We start from the raw sequence: 23,675 nt of genomic DNA on the forward strand, positions 1-23,675 counted from the left end.
ATAGATGAGATTCGCCAAAAAATTACAAATCTAGCAACCGTTTAATAGAAAAAGCTTTCTTCCCTTGTTGGAAAGAAAGCTTTTTTTCCTTCTATGAAACAATCTGTCGGTTTACGTTAGTGAATGGAAATCGCTACAATCTCGGTGATGATAACCATACTAAAAACGAAAAAGCCCAGCGAACTTGTAACCAAAAGCATTTTGGACAGCTTATTGCGTTCTTCCATGACTACCTCCTCCTTTTTCTATCAAGTCAATCTCGGAAGTTGCTCTACATATTCATTATACGAAAGAGCCCATGGAAAAGTTCCATAAAACTTATGGAAAACTTATGGAAATTCGACCTGCATGCGAACCTTGTGCTCCATTTGATACAGATTCCACGCTACCAAAACACCGATCAGAAAGCAAATACTCCAGGGAAGCCAAGAAAGATGTGAAGTTTTCCCCATGTCATACACCCAACCGCCTAGTGTCGTTCCAATAGAGCCGCCAATGGCTAATGAGTAGCTATTAAAACCGTAGTAAGCTCCAATATGCTCTTTTGGCGCAAAGCGTGGCACCATATCGATCAGATAAGGCATGGAGATCATCGTACCCAAGGCAAAAATAAACACATCCACCATCAATGCCCATAAGGAACCCGCGAACGAAAAGCAAAATAATCCGAGTCCCATGATGAAGGTTCCGATTCCGATCAGGGTAAATCGCTGCGTATATGGCTCCAACCACTTGGTTACCTTCATCTGTAACAAAATAATCGAGATAGACACTGTTGCGAGCACAATGCCGACATATGTTTTGGCTCCCAGCAAATCTTGTGTAAGTTGAGGAATGGCCAAAAACATCTGCATATACACATAATAAAAACCAATCAAAATGAGCGTATAGCGCAAAAACGGCTTGTCACGCAGGATCAACCTCACACTTGCACCGATACTGCCGTGGGCGTTGGTTGACTGCACTGCAGGCAATAAGAAGAAGGCGACGGCTGCGCAAACGTAATAGATACAGCCAGCGAACACTGACAACCAGAAAAAGTCCAACGTCGATAATATGATTCCGATTAATTGAGAGCCGACAATTCCGATATTGGAGAGCACATTGCGAAAAGCAAAGACGTCTTTGCGCATCTTCTCCGGAGTCAGTACGGTGAACGCTGCTGCACCAGATGGTTCAAACAACGAACCGCCCAGACCGGACAGAATCGCGGCAACGAAAAAATGCCAGGTTTCATGGCAAAAAGCGAAAAGTAGAAAGCCAGTAGCACGGACTATCATGCCAAGCACCATTGTTCCCTTGAATCCAAACTTGTCGGAGGCTATCCCGCCAAGAAAAGCAAAGCCTTGCTGGGAGAACTGGCGAACGCCAAGCACCATCCCCGCCATCGCTACAGTCCAGGCGAAACTGCCAGTCAGATACAAAGTCAAATAAGGAATCAGCGCGTAAAAGCCAATATTCATCATGAACGAGAGAATTAAGAGCAGCTTGACAGGCGCAGGAGATTGCCGCCAAATTGAGTTTTTCATATGATTCGTACACCTACAATCCTCTTAGCAGTTAAGAACTATTCTCAGGGTACAAAAAAAGGTATAATTTGAGAAACGATCAATTTTGCTTAGAGTAATCAAAATCTTGCATAAGAGGAATCATGCCAATGGACTTTGAACAATTAAAAGCCTTTTATATTCTTGCTCAAACCAAAAACTTCACGAAAGCCGCTGAAATGCTCCACCTCGTTCAATCCACGATAACCATGCGAATCAAACAGTTGGAGGAAACGGTTGGCAAACCGCTCTTTATTCGCGATAAACGATCGGTTGAGATTACACAGGCGGGTCTGGCACTTCTCCCCTATGCAGAGCGGATCTTGAAGCTTGCTCAGGAAGGGATTCATGAGGTAGCCGCATTGGAGCCCTTCGAAGACCGTCTCACGATCGGCAGCTTGGATTCCATCTGGTCATTCATGCTGGAACCTCTTCTCAAGGAGTATCATCTACGCTATCCGCAAATCGCGATTCGCACCAAAACTGGACATTCCTCCGATGTAGTCCAATACTTGCTGGATCAGATCATCCAGATTGGCATTGTTTACATTCCGCCTTCTCTTCCCAATTTTGAGGTGATCCCCTTTTACGATGACGAGATCGTGTTGATTGGAGCACCCGAACATCCAACTACGCTGCGCCAATCCGTGCATGTGAGCGAATTGCATACACTTCCCTTGCTGTATGTAAACTGGGGCCCTCCATTTCACGAATGGATTCTCAAATCACTCCCATTGGGCTATGTACCCAAGCTGCAGGTTGACAAGGCTATACTTGCGATTGATTTTGTCAAAATGGGATTGGGAGTCAGTCTGGTCACTCGTTCCAGTGTCAAAGACGATCTGTCTCGTGGAGAACTCAAAGAAATTGCCATTGAAGGGAGCACTCCTCCGAAACGCCCCGCCTATATCGTACTGCCGAGAGACAAAAAAAAGCGGCCCAGCGTTGAAAAGTGGCTGGGCCTGATGCGTGAATTCGGTTATACGTTTAAGTTGTAGGCGAGTCTTGCTCTCTCATTAATAATTGCAAGGAGTGGGCAAACTCTGCGTCGTCGGCCTGAGTTCTGGCTGCCGGACCTCTTGTTCGCCCGCCGCCTCGCCGATATCTTGCTTTTTCATTACGTTCCTCCAATTGAAAAGCAATGGTTTCCATGCGATAAATCCTTCCAAACGGGTTAAGGGCATGCGCTCTTTTGCCTAGGATCAGCGCAGCTAACCCGATGTCTTGGGTGATGACAATATCGTTGGCCCTAACTTCGTTGGCGATTCGCATGTCCACTGCTTCTGGCTCAGCGTCAACAACGACGTGATTCGCCCCTGTCAATTGATGATTAAAGCTGGCGTATGTAATTAGCATCCAGTTCTTTTCACTTGCCAACCGCTCGGCAATCGCCAAAACAGGTCTTGGGCAAGCGTCGGCATCTATTAAAATCCGTTTATCTTCCATGCCATCCTCCGTGAGTCAGTTTCATCTACCTACTCTATCATCTTTGAAACCTTTTTTCACACGTCCTTTCAATCTGAATGAGGGCAAACTGCTTTTTACACAAACTAAAGATGTTGAGAGGAAGCAATTTTTGCTATGATAGAGAGGAAAGGAGTGTACCCATTGCGTTACGGATTTGAATTAGACCATCGACTCGGGATTCCACTACCAAGCCTGAAACAGGAATGGGAAGACTACACAGCTGAAGAACGTGCTTCTATTCTCTTGGAATGGGAAGAGATTCGCGCAAGAATCCCAGACCGAATCAAAGAGCTGGAAGTCATCATTAACCATAAACAAAACGCCTTATCCGTAGAGGATAATTTTCAGGTCTCCTGCCAGCTAAACAGTGAAATCGCTGAATTAGCCAGTGTGATTAATGATTTGCATATCTGGTTCAGAATTCAACAGGACCACGGAGCCAAAACCCATCAATAACCAGTCATATGCAAAAAGAGCAGATCTCAGACATACGAGAGATCTGCTCTTTTTTGGTTAACATGAACATATGATTTAGGCCACTTCCGTCTTGATCTTGTCTGGAAGCCTCATTCCATACGGTTTTTCCATCAGGTTTTCCCAGAATGGAATGGTCTTTTGAATCATGGGACCGGTCAGTACGGCGATCAATAGAGTCCCCACATTGACTGGGCCGCCCAAAAACCAACCAATCAGCAGAACGCATACTTCGATACAGGTTCTCACTCGTTGGATGCTCCAGCCCCTTTTTTCGTGAAAAGCAAGCATCAGGCTATCTCGTGGTCCAGCTCCCAAACGTGGTGAAATATACATGCCAATTCCAATTGCAGTCAAGATCATCCCAAGTGAAAACTGGATGATTCGCGTGAACAAAAGATCAGCGTGAGCAATATCCAACCACAGAAATATATCCAGAAACCATCCAAAAAACAGTACATTCAAAATCATGGGAATCCCTGGCTTTATCTTGGCCACGAGATACGAGATTACCATAACAACAACGCCCACCAGCTGAGACCAGGTACCAATGGTTAGCCCGAACGTTTTTTGCAAGCCGATATGGAATACCTCCCAAGGCGCGACACCAAAGTTGGCGCGAATGCAAAGCATACTCCCGAACGCAATGACAGCTAATCCCAGTGTAAACATGACATATCGAATGATCATTGCCTTCACTCGACGGGAATGACTCGACTGACTCACTTCTCCACCTTCTTCTCGTTCACGCCTATTTCAGCCACTCGGCAACAATTTCATAGAAAATCCCGTCTTTGCGATAGTACGCCATGGCTTGTGATTGGGTCAGCAATTCTCCCACTTCTTCCACCCGATCTTGCGTCAGCGTGACTTGTCGCTGTTTCCCGGCTTCATCCCTGTACTCGACAACCAGATTCACTTGTTCTTCACGGAGATGTAGTATCAAGGCTTCCACCGTAGCAAATTTTAAGCGTTTCAATGTATGATCACTCCTGCTTCCTTCCTGATGCGTTCTAGTATAGCACGAACCACTCTGTCTCATGAACCACTTAAAGTGTACCATCCCCTGATTCATGGTGAACGGCTTGATCCGAATGCAGAAAGCGGCGTTTTATGATGAGATAGACCAGCTGAACAACGATCAGGAGGGCTGCGAACGTATACGCAAAGCGGACACCTAACTGGTCTGTCACCGTACTCATCATAACCACAGATACGCCAAACCCTACATACTGTAACGTCCCTCTGGCAGAGAAAACCTTGGCCAGCATCTCTGGATCACTCATTCGTTGAACAATGGTTTGCTTGGTAATCATCTGAATTTGATGCACGGGTCCCAACGCGACAGAGAGTCCAAGCGCAAGCCACGTCCATGATGTATACCCGAAGCCCCACGTAAAAATAGCAGCCAAGAGAGTAGAAAGAGTAAGGGATATGGCGGCTTTGGAATGGATTGGATTGCCTATTGCATATACTATGAGCCCTCCAAGAATCATGCCGATAAAATAGCTGGCATTGAGAAACCCCCACCACTCTGCTCCCTGCAATAAGGCTTCCTTCACATAGACAAGCAAAATAGCCGATATCCACACGCCACCAGCCAACCCATCGATTACTTCGGACAAAATGACGGTGCGAAGGGAAGGTTGATTCCAGATATGCTCCCATCCAGCCCGAATCGACTCCCACTTCGACGTGGATTCCTTCGACTCGGTCGATCCTTCGCTCTCTTCCGGTAAGGGTAAAAGAAATAGGGAAGAGGCAATATATAATCCGCATGTTGCCCAGAGGACGTTCGTCTCACTCCAAAAAGAAACAAGCACCCCGCCAAATGCCCAGCCAATAAACAGCACACCTTGATCCGTACTGGAAAAAAGGCTGTTCACCTTCACTAACTGTAGCTCATCGACCAAACGAGGTAGAAGGGCATTACGTGAAGGCGTGGCTACGCCATCTAACAGGGCGATAGCAAAAACGAAGAGAAACGAATAAGAAACGAAAGCAGTTCCTAAAAACCACTGAAAATAAACGGTCATGACAAAGAGCAAAACAGACTTAAGCGATTGAGAAATAACTAATATTCGTTTCAAATCCAATCGATCAAACAGAAGGGGAGCAGCAATTCCGCTGATCAATTGCCCACAGACAGCGACAATCGGAACCATGCTCGTATATAAGGCCGAATCAGTTGCACGGTACAAAAAGGAAATCAATGCGACAAGATAAAAAATATCCCCCAAGTTCGCCATCGTCTGGCCAGCCCAAAGAAACCAAACTTTATGATTAGACATAACAAATAACCCCTCTTCATTAGAGAATTGATGGATGAACACTCTCACATTTGAAATGGGGTTTGGTTTACAAGGGGGATCCCTACTTCCGGTCAATTTTATGGTAAATTATAGCATAAAAGTCACCAGTCGACTATCTACTTCTTTTCACCATCACCTGCATGAAATCATGAGCAAGCATTGTTTCTGGATGAAGCTCGGTCGCCTCCATTAAGAGGTCGTTCAAACTGATCTCCCCTTCCTCGTCCTCATACCGCGGACTAAAATGAGTGAGGATCAACGTCTTGACTCCCGCTTTTACGGCAATTCGAGCCGCTTGCAAAGCTGTCGAATGTCCGCTCCGCTCGGCTAATTCAAGATGGGGATGCGCATAGGTCGCTTCATGAACCAACACATCGGAATCCTTCGCCAATTCAACCATCGCTTGACAAGGTGAGGTATCGCCACTGACCACGATCTTTCTTCCCGGTTGGGATGGCCCCAAGAATTGTTCCGGTTGAAATATCCGACCATCCGGCAGTTGAATGGTTTCTCCTTGTTTTAGTTTCCCGTATAAAGGGCCCGGTGGTATTCCCTGCTCCTTGGCCAAATCCACTTGAAAGGCTCCCTTTCTGGGCTTTTCCATAATCGCATATCCGTACGCCGGTACGCGATGCTCAACTTTCGCACAGGTAACCATCATTTCTTCATCCTCATAGACTTGCCCCTTACAGATGGTTCGAATGGAGAGCGGATACTGTAGATGAACAGGGCTTACACGCATAATTCCATGGAAATACTCATCCAACCCCGGTGGACCAAATAAGGTAATCTCACTTGGTGCCCCTCCTCTTAGCGATCGACTGGCTAACAGCCCAATTAAACCGTATAAGTGATCCCCATGCAGATGGGTAATAAATATTTTTTCCAATTGGCTCAGTTTCAGTGGTGAACGCATCAGTTGATGCTGCGTTCCCTCCCCACAATCGAACAGCCACCACTTCCCCCGCTGCGTAAACCAGACGGCCAACCCGCTAACGTTCCTTTTGGTGGTGGGTGCTCCTGAGCTTGTTCCCAAAAAATGAAGAATCACTTCCGATCAGTTCCTTTCGTACAGTCAACCTTTTTTTATAAACAAGTACTATCGATTCATCTATTATATCCCTATTCTCCTCCCCATAGGTCACTACACAAGCTAAATCTCACCATCCCCCATACAATATGATAAATCATGATGAGGGAGGCATGTCCATGCCGGCACCACAAGCCAATCCGCGAATGCTACTCATTCAACAACTTCAAAAAGCCATACAAGGTGAGCATGAAGCGATTCAGTTTTATAAAGCGTTGGAACCAATGGCGCCACCAAGTCATCAGAAATATATTCGGGATATACGCGAAGAAGAGCGTACCGATCATCTTCTCAGGTTTACCAATCTGTACAGGCAATTAACTGGCCGAAACCCTCTTCTTAAGCCTGGCCCTCTTCCACATGACTATATTTCGGGATTAAAAAGAGCTTTAGACGATGAACAGGAAGCAGCTTCGTTCTATAAAGATGTCTATCTCTCGTCACAAGATCCATACGTTCGTCGTCTTTTTTTTGATGCGATGAATGATGAAATGCGGCATGCCACTCGAATTGCTTTTTTATATAGTAACTACTTTTTGGAACAAGGCAAAATATAAGTGATAAAAAGAGCCCCCAAAACCGGGGGCAAACAAAGATTCATTTATTGGACAAGATGTTAATCATTTGGAAGAAGTTGGTGATTCCTGATAAAATAAATATTGATCAGGTAATAAATTTGTACACATAAGGAGATAAAACTATGGCAAAAAACAAATTACTAAGAATGGACAATGTTGGCATCGTTGTAGAATCCCTTGATAACGCAATCTCTTTCTTCGAGGAGATTGGCTTGAAGCTCGAAGGGCGAGCTACTGTCGAGGGTGAATGGGCTGGTCGCGTAACCGGGCTGGGTTCACAGTGTGTAGAGATTGCTATGATGGTTACCCCAGATGGCCACAGCCGCCTTGAACTTTCGCGATTTCTCACCCCACCTACTATATCAGATCACCGAACCGCTCCTGTAAATGCCCTCGGTTATCTACGCGTCATGTTCACCGTTGAAGACATTGACGAAATGGTATCCAGACTCACTAAGTATGGTGCTCAGCTCGTTGGGGAAGTGGTTCAGTACGAGGACTCGTATCGGCTCTGCTACATTCGTGGAAATGAAGGACTTCTAATCGGTTTGGCGGAACAACTCGGTAATAAATAAGTGACGTTTAAAAGAAGACTTAACTGAAAATATACAATACTAGAGTAAACTAGAAACAGAAAAGCAGTGTGAAAGTATCTCGAAGAAGTTGGGTGCATCATATAAACACCGACTAACCGCATCGCGGCCGGCAGCAAGCCGCCTCTTCAACGAGGCGGTTTTTTTATCGTAAAGATCAACATCAGGTTTTACATAGCCTTATTTTTATATTTTTTAAATTGATCTAATGGTTGGGATCGAGTAATCTATGATCAGGAAATATATAGTAATGATATCAAATTATACCGTTCTTCTTGAGTGTAAAAGGACCTTGGGAGAACGAAGTTTACGCGAAAGCTAGGTGATCAGATGTTTAAACCTTTTCATTCTTTCTGTGCTGTTCTCTTTGCCATTGCTCTCTTCCTATGCCAACCAGTATTCAACGTAACTGCTGATGAGCCGTTGAAAGCAGCTTTTCTTCGAGATCACAACCTTTGGATGAAGATGGGTGACACCGAGACCCAACTTACGTTTCAAGGGATTGCCGATTCTCCGAAGTGGTCTCCTGATGGAAAGTGGATCGCCTTTTCCAAGCGCGATACAGAAACAAGCGATTCTGAGATTTGGGTACATAATGTACAGACCAAGAAGACATTCCAGGCTTTCCATTCCGGCGATCATCCTGAGTGGGCTCCCAACAAGAACATCTTGGCCTATCAAGACCAGTCCGTACTAGACATCATCGACTTTACTGGTGAGGCCCCGCTCCCTTTTCAAAATGTCGCGGTTGGTGTAGGCCAATATTCGTGGCTCCCAGATGGCAGTGGTTTCTTAGCTACCGCCCAAGCGAAACTGCTCCCAGATGGATGGACGAATCCGATCATCTATAAGATTGCGCTTAAAGAACATCCCGACTCCGCTGATTTATATCAACAGGCAACCAAGTTCTATGTCCTCCCTTCCACTATTAAAAAAGGAGATGTAGAAGTCCTGTCAATAGGCGCTTCTCAGTATAAGTGGTCTCCAGATAGGAATTGGATATCATTTCTAGTGAACCAGACCGCCAGTTTGTCCATGGACAGTAATATGCTGTGTGTGCTATCTGCTGATGGGAAGACGTTTACCCCTATAGCTGAGATAGCATCTAGATTTGGTGCTGAATGGGCTCCAACGACCAACGCGCTTGGGGTTATCCAAGGCGGCGGCAGAATCGTCTTTGGTTTTACCAATAAACAGCTTCTTATTACTCAATTCCCCTCTCTTCAATCTGAGTCTTTGACACCTCGGAATTACGCTGATCTTGCTTTTACTTGGCTGAATGATCAGGCTGTGATTGTTTCCCGTACACCGGAACAACCTTGGTCAACCACCCCTTCCAAGCGGGCGTTGCCGATTCTTAACCGAGTGGATCTCCAAGACCACAAGACGAAACAAGTGAGTTTCCCGTCAGCCGGATATGGTGATTTTGATCCAATCTTCTTACGGAAGCAGAATACGCTCACATGGACACGATCCAACTGGGACAAATCTGATGTGTGGATCTCAAGCCCTGATGGAACGAATCCGCGTAAATGGATCGAAAACCTTGAATCCATTAGTTGGTTTACCAAATAGACTGCTCTTGTGAAAAGACCAATGCTTGAAGAATGAAGAACACAACCGTTCCTAAAATCAATAACATAGAAACCGCTGCGATCGTAGGGTCAACTTGAGTTCTCAGGTTCTCCCACATCACGATTGGCAGCGTTTTTGTTTTTTCTCTTGCCACAATGATCGTGACAACTACCTCATCGAGTGACGTGATCAAAGCGATTAAATCGATATGTTTTCAGAAATTCTTATCGACTAAAAAAACAGTCGCATCCCCTAAACAGAAACAATCCAGTAAGGAGATTGCGACTGGCTTTGGCGTTCGTGGACTCTTTTCGGGAATGAAGGTTGACAAACGAAAGTCAATATTAAATCATTGTTTCCAATAAAAATTCATTTCTCACCCTTTTTAATCTGGGCGCATACCCTGCATCATACCAAGTGCCCAGGAGGGATGTTGCGATGAAACGATTTCTTTCCCTTGGCCTAGCGATAGGTTTAGGGCTTGTCGGAATCCTTGCCGGATGTTCCAGCTCTAGTGAAAAAATTCGCATCGGGGAAGTGACTCGTTCCCTATTTTACGCACCACAATATGTCGCGATCGAAAAAGGCTTCTTCTCGAAAGAAGGACTCAATGTGGAACTCACCACAACATGGGGTGGCGATAAAACTATGACCGCTCTCTTATCGGATGGGATTGATGTCGCCCTTGTCGGATCGGAAACCAGTATTTATGTGGCTGCTCAAGGGGCTCAGGATCCGGTCATTAATTTTGCGCAGCTCACGCAAACCGACGGCACCTTCCTTGTCTCACGCAAGCAAGTAGACAGTTTCTCGTGGGATCAGTTAAAAGGCAGCACGTTCCTAGGTCAGCGCAAAGGCGGCATGCCACAAATGGTCGGCGAGTACGTGCTGAAGAAGCATCTGGTCGAACCGCATAAAGACCTAAATCTGATTCAAAACATCGAGTTTAAAAACATCACGTCTGCCTATGCCTCGGGTACAGGCGAATACGTGCAGCTATTTGAACCGGACGCGTCAACTGTAGAGAAGTCAGGCATCGGTCACGTTGTCGCTTCATTCGGAAAAGAAAGCGGCAAGGTTCCTTACACGGCGTTTATGTCAAAACAGAGCTTCATTCAAAAGCATGAAGACTCCATTCAAAAATTCACGAATGCCATCTTTAAAGGCCAACAATGGGTAGCGACTCACTCCCCAAAAGAAGTGGCGGACACGATTGCTCCCTACTTCAAGGACATTAAACCCGATATTCTGGAATCGGCCGTAAAACGGTACCAAGAACAAAGATCCTACGCTACCGACCCTATTCTCGAGGAAAGCGAATGGAATAACCTGCAGGATATTATGGCGGAAGCTGGCGAGTTGAAAGCGCGAATCCCCTACAAACAATTGGTGAACACCACTTTTGCCGAAAAAGCGAAAGCAGGGAGGTAATCACGGATGACTTCTCTTCCTTCTACTCCAGCCAAGATCGAACTACATCGCGTTTCTCATCTCTATGTCAATACGATTAGCGCTTTCTTAGCCGTTAAGGGAATCGACTTGCGAGTAGAAGAGGGTGAGTTTGTCTGCTTGGTTGGGCCTAGCGGCTGTGGAAAAACCACGATTCTCTCGCTGATTGCTGGAATTGAGCGGCCAACTGCCGGAAAAATCCTTTTGGATGGCCATGAAGTGACCGGCACTTCTCGGCAAATTGGCTATATGTTGCAACAAGATTATCTGTTTACCTGGCGTACGATTGAGGACAATGTGATGCTTGGGCTAGACATCCAAGGAATTCGCAATAAAGATACAGAGGCGTATGCTTCTCGCCTTCTTTCTGAAATGGGCTTGCAGGAGTTTCGCAAAGCTTATCCGCAGCAATTATCAGGTGGAATGCGCCAGCGGGTTGCGCTCGCCAGAACCCTTGCCTGTCAGCCAGATGTGCTGTTGTTGGATGAACCCTTTTCGGCGCTCGATTATCAGACCAAGCTTAAATTGGAGGATTTGATTATCGAAACGCTTCGCCGTCATAAGAAGACGGCCATTCTCGTGACACACGACTTGTCGGAAGCGGTAGCAATGGGAGATCGCGTCTACATACTCGATCGCAATCCCGGACGCGTTCACAAGGAAGTTATCGTCCCGGATGAGATACGCCAGCCTCTTCCCTTTCAAGCCCGTAATCAGGAGGGGTTCACCGTACTTTTCCAACAGGTGTGGAAGGAAATGGAGCGTGTAACGGATGCAACCCATTGATACCAAACAAATCCACCTTGCTTATGTGAAACAAGAAAAGAGGATGCGACTGTACGTTTTCCTCACTCAACTCATTATCTTCGCTCTCTTCATGAGCCTTTGGGAATGGGTGGGCAGGGTCAATGCCATTAATGTCCTTTTGTTCAGCTATCCGAGCAAAATGTGGGCGTTGTTTGTGGAAAAATTACTGGATGGAAGCCTGCTCCCCCATCTTTATACAACTGTCTATGAAACGGCGGTCGGGTTTATACTGGGAACGCTCCTTGGAACGTTATTTGCCGCCGTGATCTGGTGGTTTCCGTTTTTGTCACGTGTGCTTGATCCCTATTTAGTCGTATTAAACAGCATGCCCAAGGTTGCGTTCGGCCCCCTCTTCATAGTGGGATTCGGCCCTGGGTTCTTCTCAATCATTGCGATGGGGTTTGCCATTTCGGTGATCATTACCACGATCGTCATCTACAACAGCTTCAAGGAAGTCAACCAGAATTACATCAAAGTGGTGCAAACACTGGGCGGCAACAAACGTCAAATTTTCACGCTGGTCATTTTGCCGGCTACCGTTCCGGCGATCGTCTCCACGTTGAAAGTGAATGTCGGCCTCTCATGGGTTGGGGTCATTACCGGAGAATTCCTGGTCTCGCAAAGCGGGCTCGGTTACCTCATCATCTACGGCTTTCAAGTATTTAACTTTACCCTCGTAAGCGTTACAGTAGAACAACAGGATCACTTACTTCCTTAAATCTCCATTCAGAGGATAAAATCGGTACATTTATCAAACACTACCATTCAGTGGAGAAGCGATTTTAATCCGCTATGAAGAGCTAAGTAAGGAAGAGAGCCAATGTTCTTTCGCAGATATAGCCCCTCAAAAAAACGATCTCAGTCACTAGTTCCCGTAAGCTTTCATGAGCTTTTACAAAAGGTAAAAGACTGGACCGCCCCAAGCAAAGATTGGTCCGTCACTCGCATATCCAACGTGTTTTCCCTGTTCTATTACTCGTATCTAGTCGATTCCGAGCAATTACAGCAATCGATTATCAAACAACTGCAGGCGATTGAAGGCAATTATCAAGCCGCAGAGGATCTGCTTCAGGTCATTCCGTTGGATGAAATCGTATTGACTGAGGATTTCCCGAAGGTAATGAAGCATTTAATACAGGGATGGGTTTTCATCCATGTTGATGGCTTATCCAAAGGCTTACTCTGTAATATCACAAAATCCGAAAAACGAAACCTCACCAAACCGGAAATCGAGAGCCAAATCTATGGTCCGCAGATCGCTTTTGTGGAGTCACTCCAAACCAATATGGCCATCATCCGCAAATATGTTCCGCATACGAAACTGGTGGTCGAAGAGTTTGAAGTTGGCAGACGAACGTTAACCTCGATTTCGGTTCTTTATATCCAAGATATCGCTGACCCCCAAAATATTCAGGAAACTAAGAGTCGATTAGAACAGATTGACATTGAATATATTTTGGACAGCACGATGCTCTCTCAGTTAATTTCGGACCAAGAAAGCTCCCTTTTCCCCGAAATGCTGCTGACGGAACGCCCGGATCGAACAGTCGCGGGAATGATGGATGGTAAAATTGCCATTCTTGTGTCTGGGAGTCCGTTTGCTATTTTGTGTCCTTGCAGTTTAGTTGACTTCTTTAAATCGACGGAGGATTTGTATTTCAGATGGAGTGCAGCAACATTTCTGCGCCTCTTGCGGATTACAGCCGTAATCGTCTCGGTTCTGTTAACTCCATCATATGTTGCTGCGCTTACCTTCCATTACCAATTGATTCCTTCTACCATGCTGGTTTCGTTGGCGCAATCCCGTTCAAGAGTCCCTTTTCCACCGTTAATGGAAGCTTTTATACTGGAATTCATGATTGAGCTGTTGCGTGAGGCCGGTGCCAGGCTCCCAACCAAAGTGGGACAAACCATGAGTATCGTTGGCGGTATCGTTATCGGACAAGCGGCGGTACAGGCTGGATTTACGAGCAACATTCTGATTATCATTGTGGCTCTGGGGGCTTTAGCCTCTTTTACGACCCCCTCTTACATGATCGGGAATGCCATCCGTATTCTGCGATTCCCGATGATCCTGTTAGCCGGCATGCTTGGCGGTGTGGGGATTATGTTGGGCATCTGTTTTACGCTGATTCACCTGCTGAGATTAACCAGCTTGGGACATTCCTATCTGTATCCGTTGTATCCTCCCGTCTTGCGTAAGATCCCGAACAGTGTTGTTCGCGCGCCTTTCAAGTCTTTATTCAGACGTTCTGTATCGACTGCCGACAAAAATCAGTCCGGCTCGAATCACCTTCCCCACCCCCCAAAAACTCCGGATATCTTTGAAGAACCGGTAGGTGGACAGCATGAATCATCCTAATCAACAAGCCAGAACCGTACCTTTACTCCGCTCTTTCTTGATTTTTTTCGTTATTCCCGCGAACCAGATCGGTGTCGGTTTCATGGGATTTGAGTCATACGTTTACACGGGTTCAGGGCATGACGCTTGGATCTCTGTCCTCATGGCGAGTGTGGCTTCTATGGTAGCTGTCTGGTTTATGGTTCGAACGCTTTTGCGATTCGAGTCAAAGGATCTATACGACATACACGGGTTCGTCTACGGCAAATGGATTGGAAAGTTCATGAATACGATCTATATGATTTATTTGTTTCTCACGGGTTTTACCATTTTGCGCACTTATATCGAAGTCGTGCAAGCTTGGATGTTCCCGGACCTTGAAGCATGGTTCTTGGCGACACTCTTGGTTCTCTTAATTATATATGGCGTGAATAGCGGGATTCGCGTGATTGTCGGTTACTGCTTTCTCACAATCGTTTTCTCCGTCTGGTTGGGCGGGCTCTATTATTACCCACTTCAATATGCCCATTGGGAGCACCTTTTTCCCATCATGGAGGCAAGTCTTCCCGAGTTATTAGCTGGAGCTCAAAAAATGTCCTTCACTATCATCGGATTCGAAATCATTTACTTTGTCTTTCCCTTTCTGCAGGACAAAGAGCGCGTTATGAAGTATTCGCAGTTTGGCTTACTGTTTACAACATTTATTTTTGTAAGCATCATGATGGTCTCTATCGTTTACTACTCTGGTAAACAATTACTTAAAACTGTCTGGGCTACCCTCAATTTGTATAAAATTGTCGAACTGCCCTTCCTGGAACGCTTCGAATACATTGCGGTCGCTTACTGGATGTTTATCGTCACTCCAAATTTGTTCTTGTATCTCTGGGCATCTACACGAGGATTCAGCAAAACTTTTCATATCAAACAGCGTACTGCCCTATACGGATTATGTTTAGTCATGATTATCCTTACCATGCTTATTAAGACAAGAGACCAGATTAACAACTTTACAGATATGGTAGGGTATGTGGGCCTTGGATTGTCATTTGCCTATCCGATCGTTCTCTATGTTTTTGTCATGATAAAACAATCCTGGCAGAGGAGGAATAAGAGTGAAGACCCGGCGTAAGACCTTACTGTACGGCCTGATCGTCTGTTTGACGTTGTTCCTGCTTTTTTTTGCCGGAGGGGTAGAGAAAAGAGTTCTGGAGCGAATGGGCTTGGTCGTGGTCATTGGGTATGATGAGCTGCCCCGGGACCGACTGCTGGGTACGGTTGTCCTGTACCAGATCGATCCCGGGGCGAAGGAAAAAGTGAACGTGATTTCCAATACAGCCTTTACGAGCAAAGGTTTCCGCAGCGCGGCGAATGTAGAATCTGCCAAGAAATTGGCTGGTGGCCAAATACGGGTTGTGACCTATCACGAGTCACTCGCTCGCAAAGGCATCATGAATTTGGTGGATTCCTTAAGTCGTGATGCCGATATAGGTACAGGGATATACCTGACAGTCAGCAAAAACAAAGTCCTCGATCTCCTATCCCATCGATACCCAGAATTCGCGAACGTTGGCACCTATATCTATCAAAACATCAAGCAAAACACTAATGGCGAACGGTTAATTTCGTCCACTCTGCATGAATTTCTGCACGATTATTATTCGGTTGGAAAAGATCCGGTGCTTCCCTATATTGCTCAACAGGGGGATGAGCTGATGATCAATAAAATAGCCTTGTTCAAAGACGATCGGATGGTAGGGACAATGTCCTTACAAGACTCCTTCCTAATCAAATTGCTACAAAATCGTGTAAGCGGTGGAAACATCGAATTAAAAATTGATGGGAAACCTCTGGCTAAATACCTTCTCAAGGGAGGGCAAGGAAAGCCCATTCATATCGTCCTTGAACAGATTGGAAGCAAGAGTAAAATTAACGTCGTAGATCCCAATACGCCTACTTTTGAAATTAAAATCAAGCTGGAAGCGAGACTGCAAGAGATTGTCACCCAGATCGATCTGAGTAAACCCGAGTCATTGAAAGCGTTGCAGTCTGAAGCGAACAAAGCACTTGAAAAGCTGCTCCAGACATTCTTGAAGGAAACCCAAAAAATGGGTGTCGACCCTGTTGGATTTGGATTAAAATATGATGCCCAAGTACGTCATGCCAAACTTACGAAAGAGAAGTGGCGAGGTGATTACAACAAAGCCAAATTCAACATCAGTGTAAACACTATGATCATCCGCACCGGCGTAACCAGATAATTCACCCCATTCCAAGGTGATTATTCGCTTCATTCGAAAGGTTCCAGACGCGAAGCTCATACGATTCGGCTCCCGAAGAGATAAACGGGTCCATCTCAGCGATTGCTTGGGCTTCCATCATGGAACCAGCTCGAATAATCACCATTCCCCCACGATAATTGCCAACATAAATTGTCATGTATGACTAATTTCAACATAATCTGGTATTGTTTACGGTTTACGATTCTGGGAATTTGACAGAGGAGCGTTATGTTCCTTCCTTGCATAAGCATTCATCGTCGCGTGAAGCATAATCGTCAAGGCGCGTTCCAATAATTGTTTGTTCGGGAACTGATGATGCACATCACGGCAGTCAGAGGGCAGGTTTACTTCTACTCTTGTCATTCACTCACTCTCCCTTCTTCTGTAAAAAACAGTCGTGATCGTTCTTTTTGAATCTATTCCGCTGTGCCTGTACAACATGATTCATACCCTCTCTTGCAAGAAGAGAGAACAGTTTGAATTCAGGTAGGTGACAACATGAAAACAGCGCTCTATATCCGCGTGTCAACGGACGAACAAGCAAAGGAAGGGTACTCGATCCCTGCTCAAAAGGATAAATTAATGGCCTACATTCGTTCGCAGGATTGGGAATTTGTCGATCTGTACATCGATGAGGGGAGGAGTGGAAAGGATTTAGAGCGTCAGGAGTTACATCGCCTGCGTGCTGACATCCGTACTGGCCGAATTGAGGTTGTCCTTGTCTATCGTCTTGACCGATTAACTCGCTCGGTGCTGGATCTCTATCATCTTTTGCAAGAGTTCGAGACGTATCAAGTCAAGTTTCGTTCAGCCACAGAAATATACGATACGACGACGGCGATGGGACGTCTTTTTCTTACGTTGGTGGCTGCACTGGCTCAATGGGAACGAGAGAATCTGGGAGAACGCACTCGCATGGGAAAAGAAGAGAAGATCAAGCAAGGGAAACGCGCAGGTGGCAATATCCCCTATGGCTATCGGTTAGATCATGGTACTCTGGCTATTCATGACCAGGAAGCCACGACGGTAAAGCTTATCTACCAACTCTATCACCAGTACGGTAATATGAATCGGGTAGCTGACCGCCTTTTTCAACTGGGTATATTCTCGCGAAAGGGTACACCCTTCTCGGTGAAAACCGTTCGAGATATCCTCCGAAATCCTGTTTACATCGGCACTTTGCGTTACAACCATGCCCGCAAACATCAGAACAAGAACAAAGCAGTTCCATTAGAGGATGTGATTCTGATCGAAAACGCTCATCCCGCCATTCTCTCTGCAGAGGATTTTTCTTCTCTCCAACAACAGTTGAAACACCAATCTAAAAAAAGCCCTCGTACACTTTCCTCTACGTATCTCTTCTCTGGTTTGGTGCTCTGCCCGCACTGCCGTCATACTCTAATAGGCAAAACCAGTAAAAACCATCGGTACTACCACTGTTCCTATACAAAACCAGGTGCCTGTCACCAATACAGCATCCGCGAAGATCAACTGGAACGTCTGTTCATTCAGTTATTCCAAACCCTTTTGAGACAGATCACGATCCAACTGCTTCCACTGACACAGAACACCACATTGGAACTCAAGCCCAATGAACAATCCTTGTATCAAAAAGAGCAAGCTCATCTCACACAAAAAGAGCATCGACTCCACGAACTCTTTCTCGCGGGAATGATCGATATTCAGGAATTCCAAAAACAAATAACCGCTATCCAGCAACGCCGAGAAGAAATCAACGAATTGCTGAACCAAAAAGAAAGCTCCGATGCTCTGAATGATGAGAGTTGCCAGACGCTGATTGAGACGCTCCTCAATGTTGATCAAATATGGAACTACATGAGTCGCGATGAACAGCAGAAGGTCATACACCTCCTGGTTGCAAGTATCAAGTTGCGCTATCACGATCAGCAAAAGATGTGGGTCATTGACTCGATTTCTTATCATCCGTAATGCGCGTTGTTGTTCTTTTGTACCGTTTCTCCTGGTAATGGTAAGTCTTGCGCTGATTGCCATCGTCGCGACCATCATGTATAAGGGAGTCGCCTATCTGGAGCGAAGGCTTACCCGCCAGTTTAAATAGATGAGAAAAGACTTCGTCACTCTAAGCTCTGTTTAAGCTCGCGTGTTGTCTCAACTGTCCGCTCCGCTTAAAATGAGACACGAGTTGACGAAGTCTTTTCTCCAGTACGCTTACGCGAAGGAAAAAAGTCGAATTACTTTCCCACTGTAAAGTAATTCGACTTTCTTAATTAAAGAGCAAAAAACAAGAGTCTCCCCCACATCTTTAGGCATAACAACAAGTGGAATTAGCCTTCTATGTGTGGATTCAGGTTTATTTTTTTAAGTGTGATAAGGTTTTTAAGTACTGTTTACTGTGTACAGTGTCCGACCCATCCCTAAAAAAGTAAACCCAGCGATTAAAGTTGTAAACTGGCAGCGGGCATTAAACTAACGGTCAGATTACGATCGTTGACCCCAAGTATGGTAAGAAAAAGCACCCTCGTGAGGTGCTTAAGCTGACACTGGGTTAAAGCATGCCTGCCGAAAGGAATGATTCCGTTCAATGTAAGTGTAAGGCTATCACAACAATAGCTCCATGGCTGCGCGTTCTATATCCGCAATCTCGAGCAACAGCTTAGACGCATTCACGAGCTCTTGGTGCTCACCTGTTCTTCCTGCATGCTCGATTGAAGCAGAGACGCTAACCCACATTGGGGCGATCTCTGTAAACATACAGTGGGCTTGTTCGATCCTCGGGTCCTCCAGCCGATCAGCACATTCTCTCAAATAATCCCTAAACAGATTCCGAAATAAAGCGCCGCCGGTTCCCGCACGCTCCATTAGCGTCGCGGTAAGACATAAATCATGTTCGAAATTGTTGCTGCGAGAAGGCCACTTCAAGATTTCATTGCTCATTTTAACAATGCCCTTATTGCCAACATTCCGAATGGGCGGGTTCAGATAGTCATGCGCATTCATGGTCAAGGATTCGCGTATAGCAGGAACAAGCGGAAGCAATGCGGCGTTTGGCTCGATCGTAAAGGAACGATTCCGGGAGCTCATGGGTCCCTTTGCATTTCTGGCAGCGGCCAAGCTTGTCAAACGCGTCTTCACAAGTCCACCCTGTTGTCTGGTGTCCGCCATGTAGGCGTATTCGTCATCTATACCGTAAATTACCGCATAGTGACCGGCGAAGTGCACTTTGTTCTTAAAATAATCCAAGTAATAGGCATCTAATTTAAGCCCAATCGGAATGCCGTGTTCGATGCTGCTTCGGACGTTCTGCCACGCCTTATTGACGGACGAGGTTTCTTGATATCTGACGTTCAAGCCGAGTCGTTCGGCGAGATTAGCGGTCAGTTTATCCGGTTTTACCCTTCCTCCGATGAAGGGGAAGTCCATTCCCTTCGAATCCCAGTATATGAATCCAAGCCCTTGCCCGAGTCCGAACAACATCGGCTCAGACAGGCGGACTCCCGCATATTGCATTAAATTGCCCATGGCGGTTGTTTCGCAATGTTCGCCTTGATAAGGAATGAAACCTTCAATAAATTTGACCATGTCTACTTGCCTCCTCCAATAATTCATGGATTAAACGGCTAACGAACGCTTGCTCGCTCTCGATTAAGCTGAATGGATGCAAGAACAACGCCCTTACGTTCAGCGGCAAGCTAGCTCCGCCTTGTGATTCGTACTTCTGTCTTATTTTTAACGAGGCTTGTTCAAGAAAATCCAGTCGTTTCCGTAAAGCAATGACGGCCTCTTCCTTCCCGATATGGGGCAAAGCGGCCAAACCGAGATCGAAGCGGTTGTCACGTTCCCGTGTAGACGACAGACTATCAAGAATTTCATTTTTCAGCTTACGTATACCCACTTCGGTGAGGGCAAACCGGGTCGGCGTTGGCCCCTTGCCGGATTTCTCGTCGGATGTCTCAGGTGAGATCCATCCTTTATCGCTAAGTTTCTTCAATCCTGCATATATTGAAGTTGTACCGATATTCGCCCATTCCTTATAACCTCGCTGCTCGACTAACTTCATAATATCGTATCCGGAAGCTTGACGATGTTCCGCGATCATTTGCAGGAGCATGAATTCGACATTCGATAATGTATGCATAGAGAGACTCCTTACCTTAAGTATTTCATATACGGAATATAACATAGGTGTAATAAAAAATCCAATAACCGAATCTGCTAGAAAACTACAGCTTGAGAATGTTCAAATCAGGAACTGACGAACTTCCGAATGTACGGGTCTTGAGGCGGCACTTGAGCTCGCGGCATCGACCGAACATGCCGATCCTTTTTTGTACCCAAGTGATCAACACTACTTCGCGGAAAGCAGTTTGTCGTCGTATGACGCTGACGCGACAGCGTTGCTGTTGCACCATGTACTTGAATTCCTCAGGCGGTTAAATGACTGAGAGCAAACTCATGTATGCGGGAAGTCAGTTAAGCTATCGGAGAACGTTAGTTCAACAAAACAGCGGCGAATAAAGGCTTTATTTTATAGCCTTTATTCGCCGGACTTATATACAAGCATTTCCAAAAGGCGTTTCCACACGAAATGAATACCCAATATAACAAATAAAGCCCCGAACATATTAGATATATACAATATGTTTGAGGCTTTATTTTATTTTGTTTTCTTATAGTAGGTCTTGATAAAATCAGTTAGTATGACTCTTGTTAATTACCAAACCTTCCACCAAGGTTTCTTCGCGTCTTGAGAGTCCGAATGCTCTTCTTGCTTTTCCTCCAGCAACTCAGGCGGCAGCTGGTCGAGGAAGTTTTGTACGACCTCTTTGAATTGCTCTTGAACATGAGGAAGCATCTCTTTTAGGACCTCAACAGCCTGTTGCTTCTGGTCTGACGATATCAAGGCATTGGCATAGTTAAAACCAACGTAAGGATATTCAAAGTTTGGTTTCCAATATTTCTCGGCGAACTGGATCAATTGATAGACATAACCGGCCTGTCCTAATTCACCTGTTACATTCATGATTGTGATCTCGCTGTCTCCGCTTTTGGTAATCGCTTCCTGGTATTTTTCCATCGCCAAAAGCAAGTTCCCTTCTTGCATGGACAATCGACCCATGATCAGTTGCGGACGCCAAGCTCCCTCTTCCCGACCGAAAAACTCCAGGCGTTCCATTAATTCCTTGATTTTCCCGTGTTCGACGAAGTTAGAGACGTACCAATCCAAACCATTATCCTGATTTGGATCTTTCACTAATCCCGCTTCCAGGAATTCAAAGGCTTTTTCTTCGTTGCCTTCCAATACCAGAATTTTGGACATATTGGTATACGCGCTGCCCGCGTTCGGATAGTTCTGAATGACATAAATAAGGAGTGATTTCGCTTGCTCAAACTCTTGCTGGTGCATATGGACTACCGCGCGAAAAATCAAAGCTGGTTCAATCGGTCCATACAATTCTAACAGTCGATCCGCGGCCTGGGCAGCTTCCGTGAAGAATTCCTTGCTCACGAGATCCATCGCAAACTGACGCAACATATCTTTATCGTCCCAAAACCGCTCCATGGTAGGCAGGGCGACTTTCTCCAGAAATAATTCTCGTGTCAGCTCAATTCGTTGACCATGCTCATTGGTGAATTCAATAAGATCAGACATTAGAGGACCCCTCTTTCGTATGCTTGGCTACCTATTGTATATTCGAGAGGCGCAAGGGTATTCCCTGTTTAAATCCAAGCTTTTATATTTACTTTGCGTATAAATTCCTCAGTGGATTCTTTTAGGTTATTTTCTTTATCGCTCTCATCGTCTGACATCCCCATGAGTTGACGGAAAAGGGCTTCATTACGCGTAGCGAGCGCAAAGTCAAGCAAAGCTTCACGCTGGATTTTCTCTGCTTCTTGCTCCAGTAAGCTCTCCTCTGTCGCCATATCTGATTCAATAATTTGAAATGCTTTATCGATTCGAGGAATGCGGACAATCCAATCGAATACGCTATCTGGATTCCGGTCACGTCCAATAATGTATGCATGTTCTCCAAGAGGCAACCCTTGCTCAAAGGAGTCTGCGATTAGAATGACGCGTTGTCCAAGCTTGAACATTTACGTCAACCTCCTCTACCATTACCTGCACAACAGTCATGCTCGTCATGTGTGATCGTGATGTATTCTTATGATACTCAGTTGAAACCTTGTTGGGAAGCAAAAAATCAGCTAAACTTCATTACAAGACATAGAGAAAACAGTTGAGGTGAAACGAAGCTCATGAACGCATGGTTCTCGTTATTTATTACATTCTGGACCTTTGTTCTTTTTGGCCTCTTGGTTATTGGCGGCTTCTTCATGTTCCGCAAATTTTTGAAGTCCATGCCCAAGCAGGATGGCAAATCTGATCTGGACTGGCAGGATCACTATATCGATCAGACACGCTCCCTATGGACAGATGAAACACTAGCTTTCCTGAATGAGTTGGTGGAGCCCGTTCCTCCCATTTTTCGTGATGTGGCCAGACGTACCATTGCGGCTCGCATCGGACAGTTGGCCCTCGAGGAAAAGGCTTCCGTCATCACCCAGGACTTGATTATTAAAGGATATATTCAGGCAACCCCGAAACGTGACCACAAGTGGCTGGTTGCTCATTTACAGAAAAAAGAGATTGAGCTTGCTCCCTACCAGCAGTATTTGTAAGAGATCACTCTTGCCAGCTTGGGCTACTTTGCTAACAAACGCTTGATGTCTTCTTCCAGATCTTCTGGTTTCGTCGTGGGGGCATAGCGTTTCACCACGTTGCCTTTTCGATCGACGAGAAACTTGGTGAAGTTCCATTTAATCGAGTCGGTCAGCATACCAGGCGCCTCTTTCACCAGATAGCGATAGAGTGGATGAGCGTCGGCCCCGTTAACATCGATCTTGGCAAACATCGGGAACGTCACATGGTAATTGACTTCACAAAATTGCTGAATCTCCTCTTCCGTTCCCGGTTCCTGACTCATGAATTGATTGCAGGGAAACCCAAGCACAACCAACCCGTCCATTTGATAGGTTTCGTATAAGGATTGCAAGCCTTTATATTGCGGCGTAAATCCACATTTACTCGCCGTATTGACAATGAGCAGCACATTGCCCGCATAATCGTTGAGTGATCGCGCTTCTCCTCGAATCGTCCTCACTTCGAATGAATAGACGCTCAT

26 protein-coding genes and 1 pseudogene are annotated in these 23,675 nt (G+C 45.7%); 14 read left to right on the forward strand and 13 right to left on the reverse strand.

What is annotated here, in order from left to right; genetic code table 11:
• Positions 1-329: 329 nt before the first annotated feature.
• Positions 330-1,529 (reverse strand): MDR family MFS transporter, encoded by a 1,200-nt coding sequence (locus tag ACQCN2_RS16720; RefSeq protein WP_426930083.1) that lies wholly within the window; start codon positions 1,527-1,529, stop codon positions 330-332.
• A 128-nt stretch (positions 1,530-1,657) separates the two neighbouring features.
• Between ACQCN2_RS16720 and ACQCN2_RS16725 the strand changes: the two genes are divergently transcribed.
• Positions 1,658-2,545 (forward strand): LysR family transcriptional regulator, encoded by an 888-nt coding sequence (locus ACQCN2_RS16725; protein WP_426930084.1) that lies wholly within the window; start codon positions 1,658-1,660, stop codon positions 2,543-2,545.
• Here ACQCN2_RS16725 and ACQCN2_RS16730 read toward each other — a convergent pair.
• Positions 2,535-2,993, reverse strand: coding sequence for a YaiI/YqxD family protein (locus tag ACQCN2_RS16730; protein WP_426930085.1), 459 nt, complete (start codon positions 2,991-2,993; stop codon positions 2,535-2,537). The two genes, ACQCN2_RS16725 and ACQCN2_RS16730, sit on opposite strands and share 11 nt — an antisense overlap.
• A gap of 162 nt (positions 2,994-3,155) precedes the next feature.
• Between ACQCN2_RS16730 and ACQCN2_RS16735 the strand changes: the two genes are divergently transcribed.
• On the forward strand, positions 3,156-3,470 hold the full coding sequence (locus tag ACQCN2_RS16735) for a hypothetical protein (protein WP_426930086.1): 315 nt from the start codon (positions 3,156-3,158) through the stop codon (positions 3,468-3,470).
• 75 nt (positions 3,471-3,545) lie between these two features.
• Here the strand turns inward: ACQCN2_RS16735 and ACQCN2_RS16740 are convergent, their stop codons facing one another.
• From ACQCN2_RS16740 to rnz, 4 genes are all read right to left on the reverse strand, one after another.
• Positions 3,546-4,178, reverse strand: coding sequence for a YczE/YyaS/YitT family protein (locus tag ACQCN2_RS16740; RefSeq protein WP_426930241.1), 633 nt, complete (start codon positions 4,176-4,178; stop codon positions 3,546-3,548).
• A gap of 61 nt (positions 4,179-4,239) precedes the next feature.
• Positions 4,240-4,467, reverse strand: coding sequence for a hypothetical protein (locus tag ACQCN2_RS16745; protein WP_426930087.1), 228 nt, complete (start codon positions 4,465-4,467; stop codon positions 4,240-4,242).
• Positions 4,468-4,537: 70 nt separating this feature from the next.
• Entirely contained in the window at positions 4,538-5,779 is a 1,242-nt protein-coding gene (locus ACQCN2_RS16750; protein WP_426930088.1) for an MFS transporter, read from the reverse strand.
• A gap of 133 nt (positions 5,780-5,912) precedes the next feature.
• Complete coding sequence (gene rnz / locus ACQCN2_RS16755) at positions 5,913-6,851, reverse strand: ribonuclease Z (RefSeq protein ID WP_426930089.1); 939 nt, start codon at positions 6,849-6,851, stop codon at positions 5,913-5,915.
• Positions 6,852-7,009: 158 nt separating this feature from the next.
• Here rnz and ACQCN2_RS16760 point away from each other — a divergent pair, with 158 nt between their 5' ends.
• From ACQCN2_RS16760 to ACQCN2_RS16800, 9 genes are all read left to right on the forward strand, one after another.
• Positions 7,010-7,447: a ferritin family protein gene (locus ACQCN2_RS16760; RefSeq protein WP_426930090.1), complete on the forward strand. Its 438-nt coding sequence runs from the start codon at positions 7,010-7,012 to the stop codon at positions 7,445-7,447.
• A 143-nt stretch (positions 7,448-7,590) separates the two neighbouring features.
• A complete protein-coding gene (locus tag ACQCN2_RS16765) occupies positions 7,591-8,043 on the forward strand; it encodes a VOC family protein (RefSeq protein WP_426930091.1) in 453 nt (150 codons plus the stop codon).
• Positions 8,044-8,391: 348 nt separating this feature from the next.
• On the forward strand, positions 8,392-9,636 hold the full coding sequence (locus ACQCN2_RS16770; protein WP_426930092.1) for a TolB family protein: 1,245 nt from the start codon (positions 8,392-8,394) through the stop codon (positions 9,634-9,636).
• A gap of 438 nt (positions 9,637-10,074) precedes the next feature.
• A complete protein-coding gene (locus ACQCN2_RS16775; RefSeq protein WP_426930093.1) occupies positions 10,075-11,067 on the forward strand; it encodes an ABC transporter substrate-binding protein in 993 nt (330 codons plus the stop codon).
• 6 nt (positions 11,068-11,073) lie between these two features.
• Entirely contained in the window at positions 11,074-11,871 is a 798-nt protein-coding gene (locus tag ACQCN2_RS16780; protein WP_426930094.1) for an ABC transporter ATP-binding protein, read from the forward strand.
• Positions 11,858-12,610, forward strand: coding sequence for an ABC transporter permease (locus ACQCN2_RS16785; RefSeq protein WP_426930095.1), 753 nt, complete (start codon positions 11,858-11,860; stop codon positions 12,608-12,610). Before ACQCN2_RS16780 ends, ACQCN2_RS16785 begins: the two co-directional genes overlap by 14 nt.
• Before the next feature lie 102 nt (positions 12,611-12,712).
• The gene (locus ACQCN2_RS16790; RefSeq protein WP_426930096.1) at positions 12,713-14,254 is read left to right on the forward strand and encodes a spore germination protein; all 1,542 of its coding nucleotides are present in this window, start codon (positions 12,713-12,715) and stop codon (positions 14,252-14,254) included.
• Positions 14,241-15,362 (forward strand): GerAB/ArcD/ProY family transporter, encoded by a 1,122-nt coding sequence (locus ACQCN2_RS16795; protein ID WP_426930097.1) that lies wholly within the window; start codon positions 14,241-14,243, stop codon positions 15,360-15,362. The genes ACQCN2_RS16790 and ACQCN2_RS16795 overlap by 14 nt, the downstream gene beginning before the upstream one ends.
• Entirely contained in the window at positions 15,346-16,491 is a 1,146-nt protein-coding gene (locus tag ACQCN2_RS16800; RefSeq protein ID WP_426930098.1) for a Ger(x)C family spore germination protein, read from the forward strand. Before ACQCN2_RS16795 ends, ACQCN2_RS16800 begins: the two co-directional genes overlap by 17 nt.
• A 1-nt stretch (position 16,492) precedes the next feature.
• On the opposite strand, the gene ACQCN2_RS16805 is transcribed toward ACQCN2_RS16800, so the two are convergent.
• Together ACQCN2_RS16805 and ACQCN2_RS16810 are read right to left on the reverse strand one after the other, a co-directional pair.
• On the reverse strand, positions 16,493-16,669 hold the full coding sequence (locus ACQCN2_RS16805; protein ID WP_426930099.1) for a YciI family protein: 177 nt from the start codon (positions 16,667-16,669) through the stop codon (positions 16,493-16,495).
• Positions 16,670-16,701: 32 nt separating this feature from the next.
• Complete coding sequence (locus tag ACQCN2_RS16810) at positions 16,702-16,875, reverse strand: hypothetical protein (protein ID WP_426930100.1); 174 nt, start codon at positions 16,873-16,875, stop codon at positions 16,702-16,704.
• Between the two features lie 135 nt (positions 16,876-17,010).
• Here ACQCN2_RS16810 and ACQCN2_RS16815 point away from each other — a divergent pair, with 135 nt between their 5' ends.
• Together ACQCN2_RS16815 and ACQCN2_RS16820 are read left to right on the forward strand one after the other, a co-directional pair.
• Positions 17,011-18,462 (forward strand): recombinase family protein, encoded by a 1,452-nt coding sequence (locus tag ACQCN2_RS16815; protein ID WP_426930101.1) that lies wholly within the window; start codon positions 17,011-17,013, stop codon positions 18,460-18,462.
• A gap of 25 nt (positions 18,463-18,487) precedes the next feature.
• Positions 18,488-18,592: pseudogene (locus ACQCN2_RS16820) on the forward strand (ABC transporter permease); the annotation flags it as partial.
• 500 nt (positions 18,593-19,092) lie between these two features.
• Here ACQCN2_RS16820 and ACQCN2_RS16825 read toward each other — a convergent pair.
• The 4 genes from ACQCN2_RS16825 to ACQCN2_RS16840 form a co-directional block, all read right to left on the reverse strand.
• Positions 19,093-20,073, reverse strand: a complete 981-nt coding sequence (locus ACQCN2_RS16825; RefSeq protein ID WP_426930102.1) for a BtrH N-terminal domain-containing protein — start codon at positions 20,071-20,073, stop codon at positions 19,093-19,095.
• Positions 20,057-20,629 (reverse strand): PadR family transcriptional regulator, encoded by a 573-nt coding sequence (locus tag ACQCN2_RS16830; RefSeq protein ID WP_426930103.1) that lies wholly within the window; start codon positions 20,627-20,629, stop codon positions 20,057-20,059. Before ACQCN2_RS16830 ends, ACQCN2_RS16825 begins: the two co-directional genes overlap by 17 nt.
• 576 nt (positions 20,630-21,205) lie before the next feature.
• Positions 21,206-22,144 (reverse strand): tetratricopeptide repeat protein, encoded by a 939-nt coding sequence (locus ACQCN2_RS16835; protein ID WP_426930104.1) that lies wholly within the window; start codon positions 22,142-22,144, stop codon positions 21,206-21,208.
• A 68-nt stretch (positions 22,145-22,212) separates the two neighbouring features.
• On the reverse strand, positions 22,213-22,587 hold the full coding sequence (locus ACQCN2_RS16840; protein WP_426930105.1) for an ATPase: 375 nt from the start codon (positions 22,585-22,587) through the stop codon (positions 22,213-22,215).
• Between the two features lie 162 nt (positions 22,588-22,749).
• Here ACQCN2_RS16840 and ACQCN2_RS16845 point away from each other — a divergent pair, with 162 nt between their 5' ends.
• Positions 22,750-23,172: a DUF2621 domain-containing protein gene (locus tag ACQCN2_RS16845; protein WP_426930106.1), complete on the forward strand. Its 423-nt coding sequence runs from the start codon at positions 22,750-22,752 to the stop codon at positions 23,170-23,172.
• A gap of 23 nt (positions 23,173-23,195) precedes the next feature.
• Here the strand turns inward: ACQCN2_RS16845 and ACQCN2_RS16850 are convergent, their stop codons facing one another.
• Entirely contained in the window at positions 23,196-23,675 is a 480-nt protein-coding gene (locus ACQCN2_RS16850) for a glutathione peroxidase (RefSeq protein WP_426930107.1), read from the reverse strand.

Origin of the sequence: Brevibacillus ginsengisoli (assembly GCF_050113715.1) — a bacterium.
Classification (GTDB): domain Bacteria; phylum Bacillota; class Bacilli; order Brevibacillales; family Brevibacillaceae; genus Brevibacillus_H; species Brevibacillus_H ginsengisoli.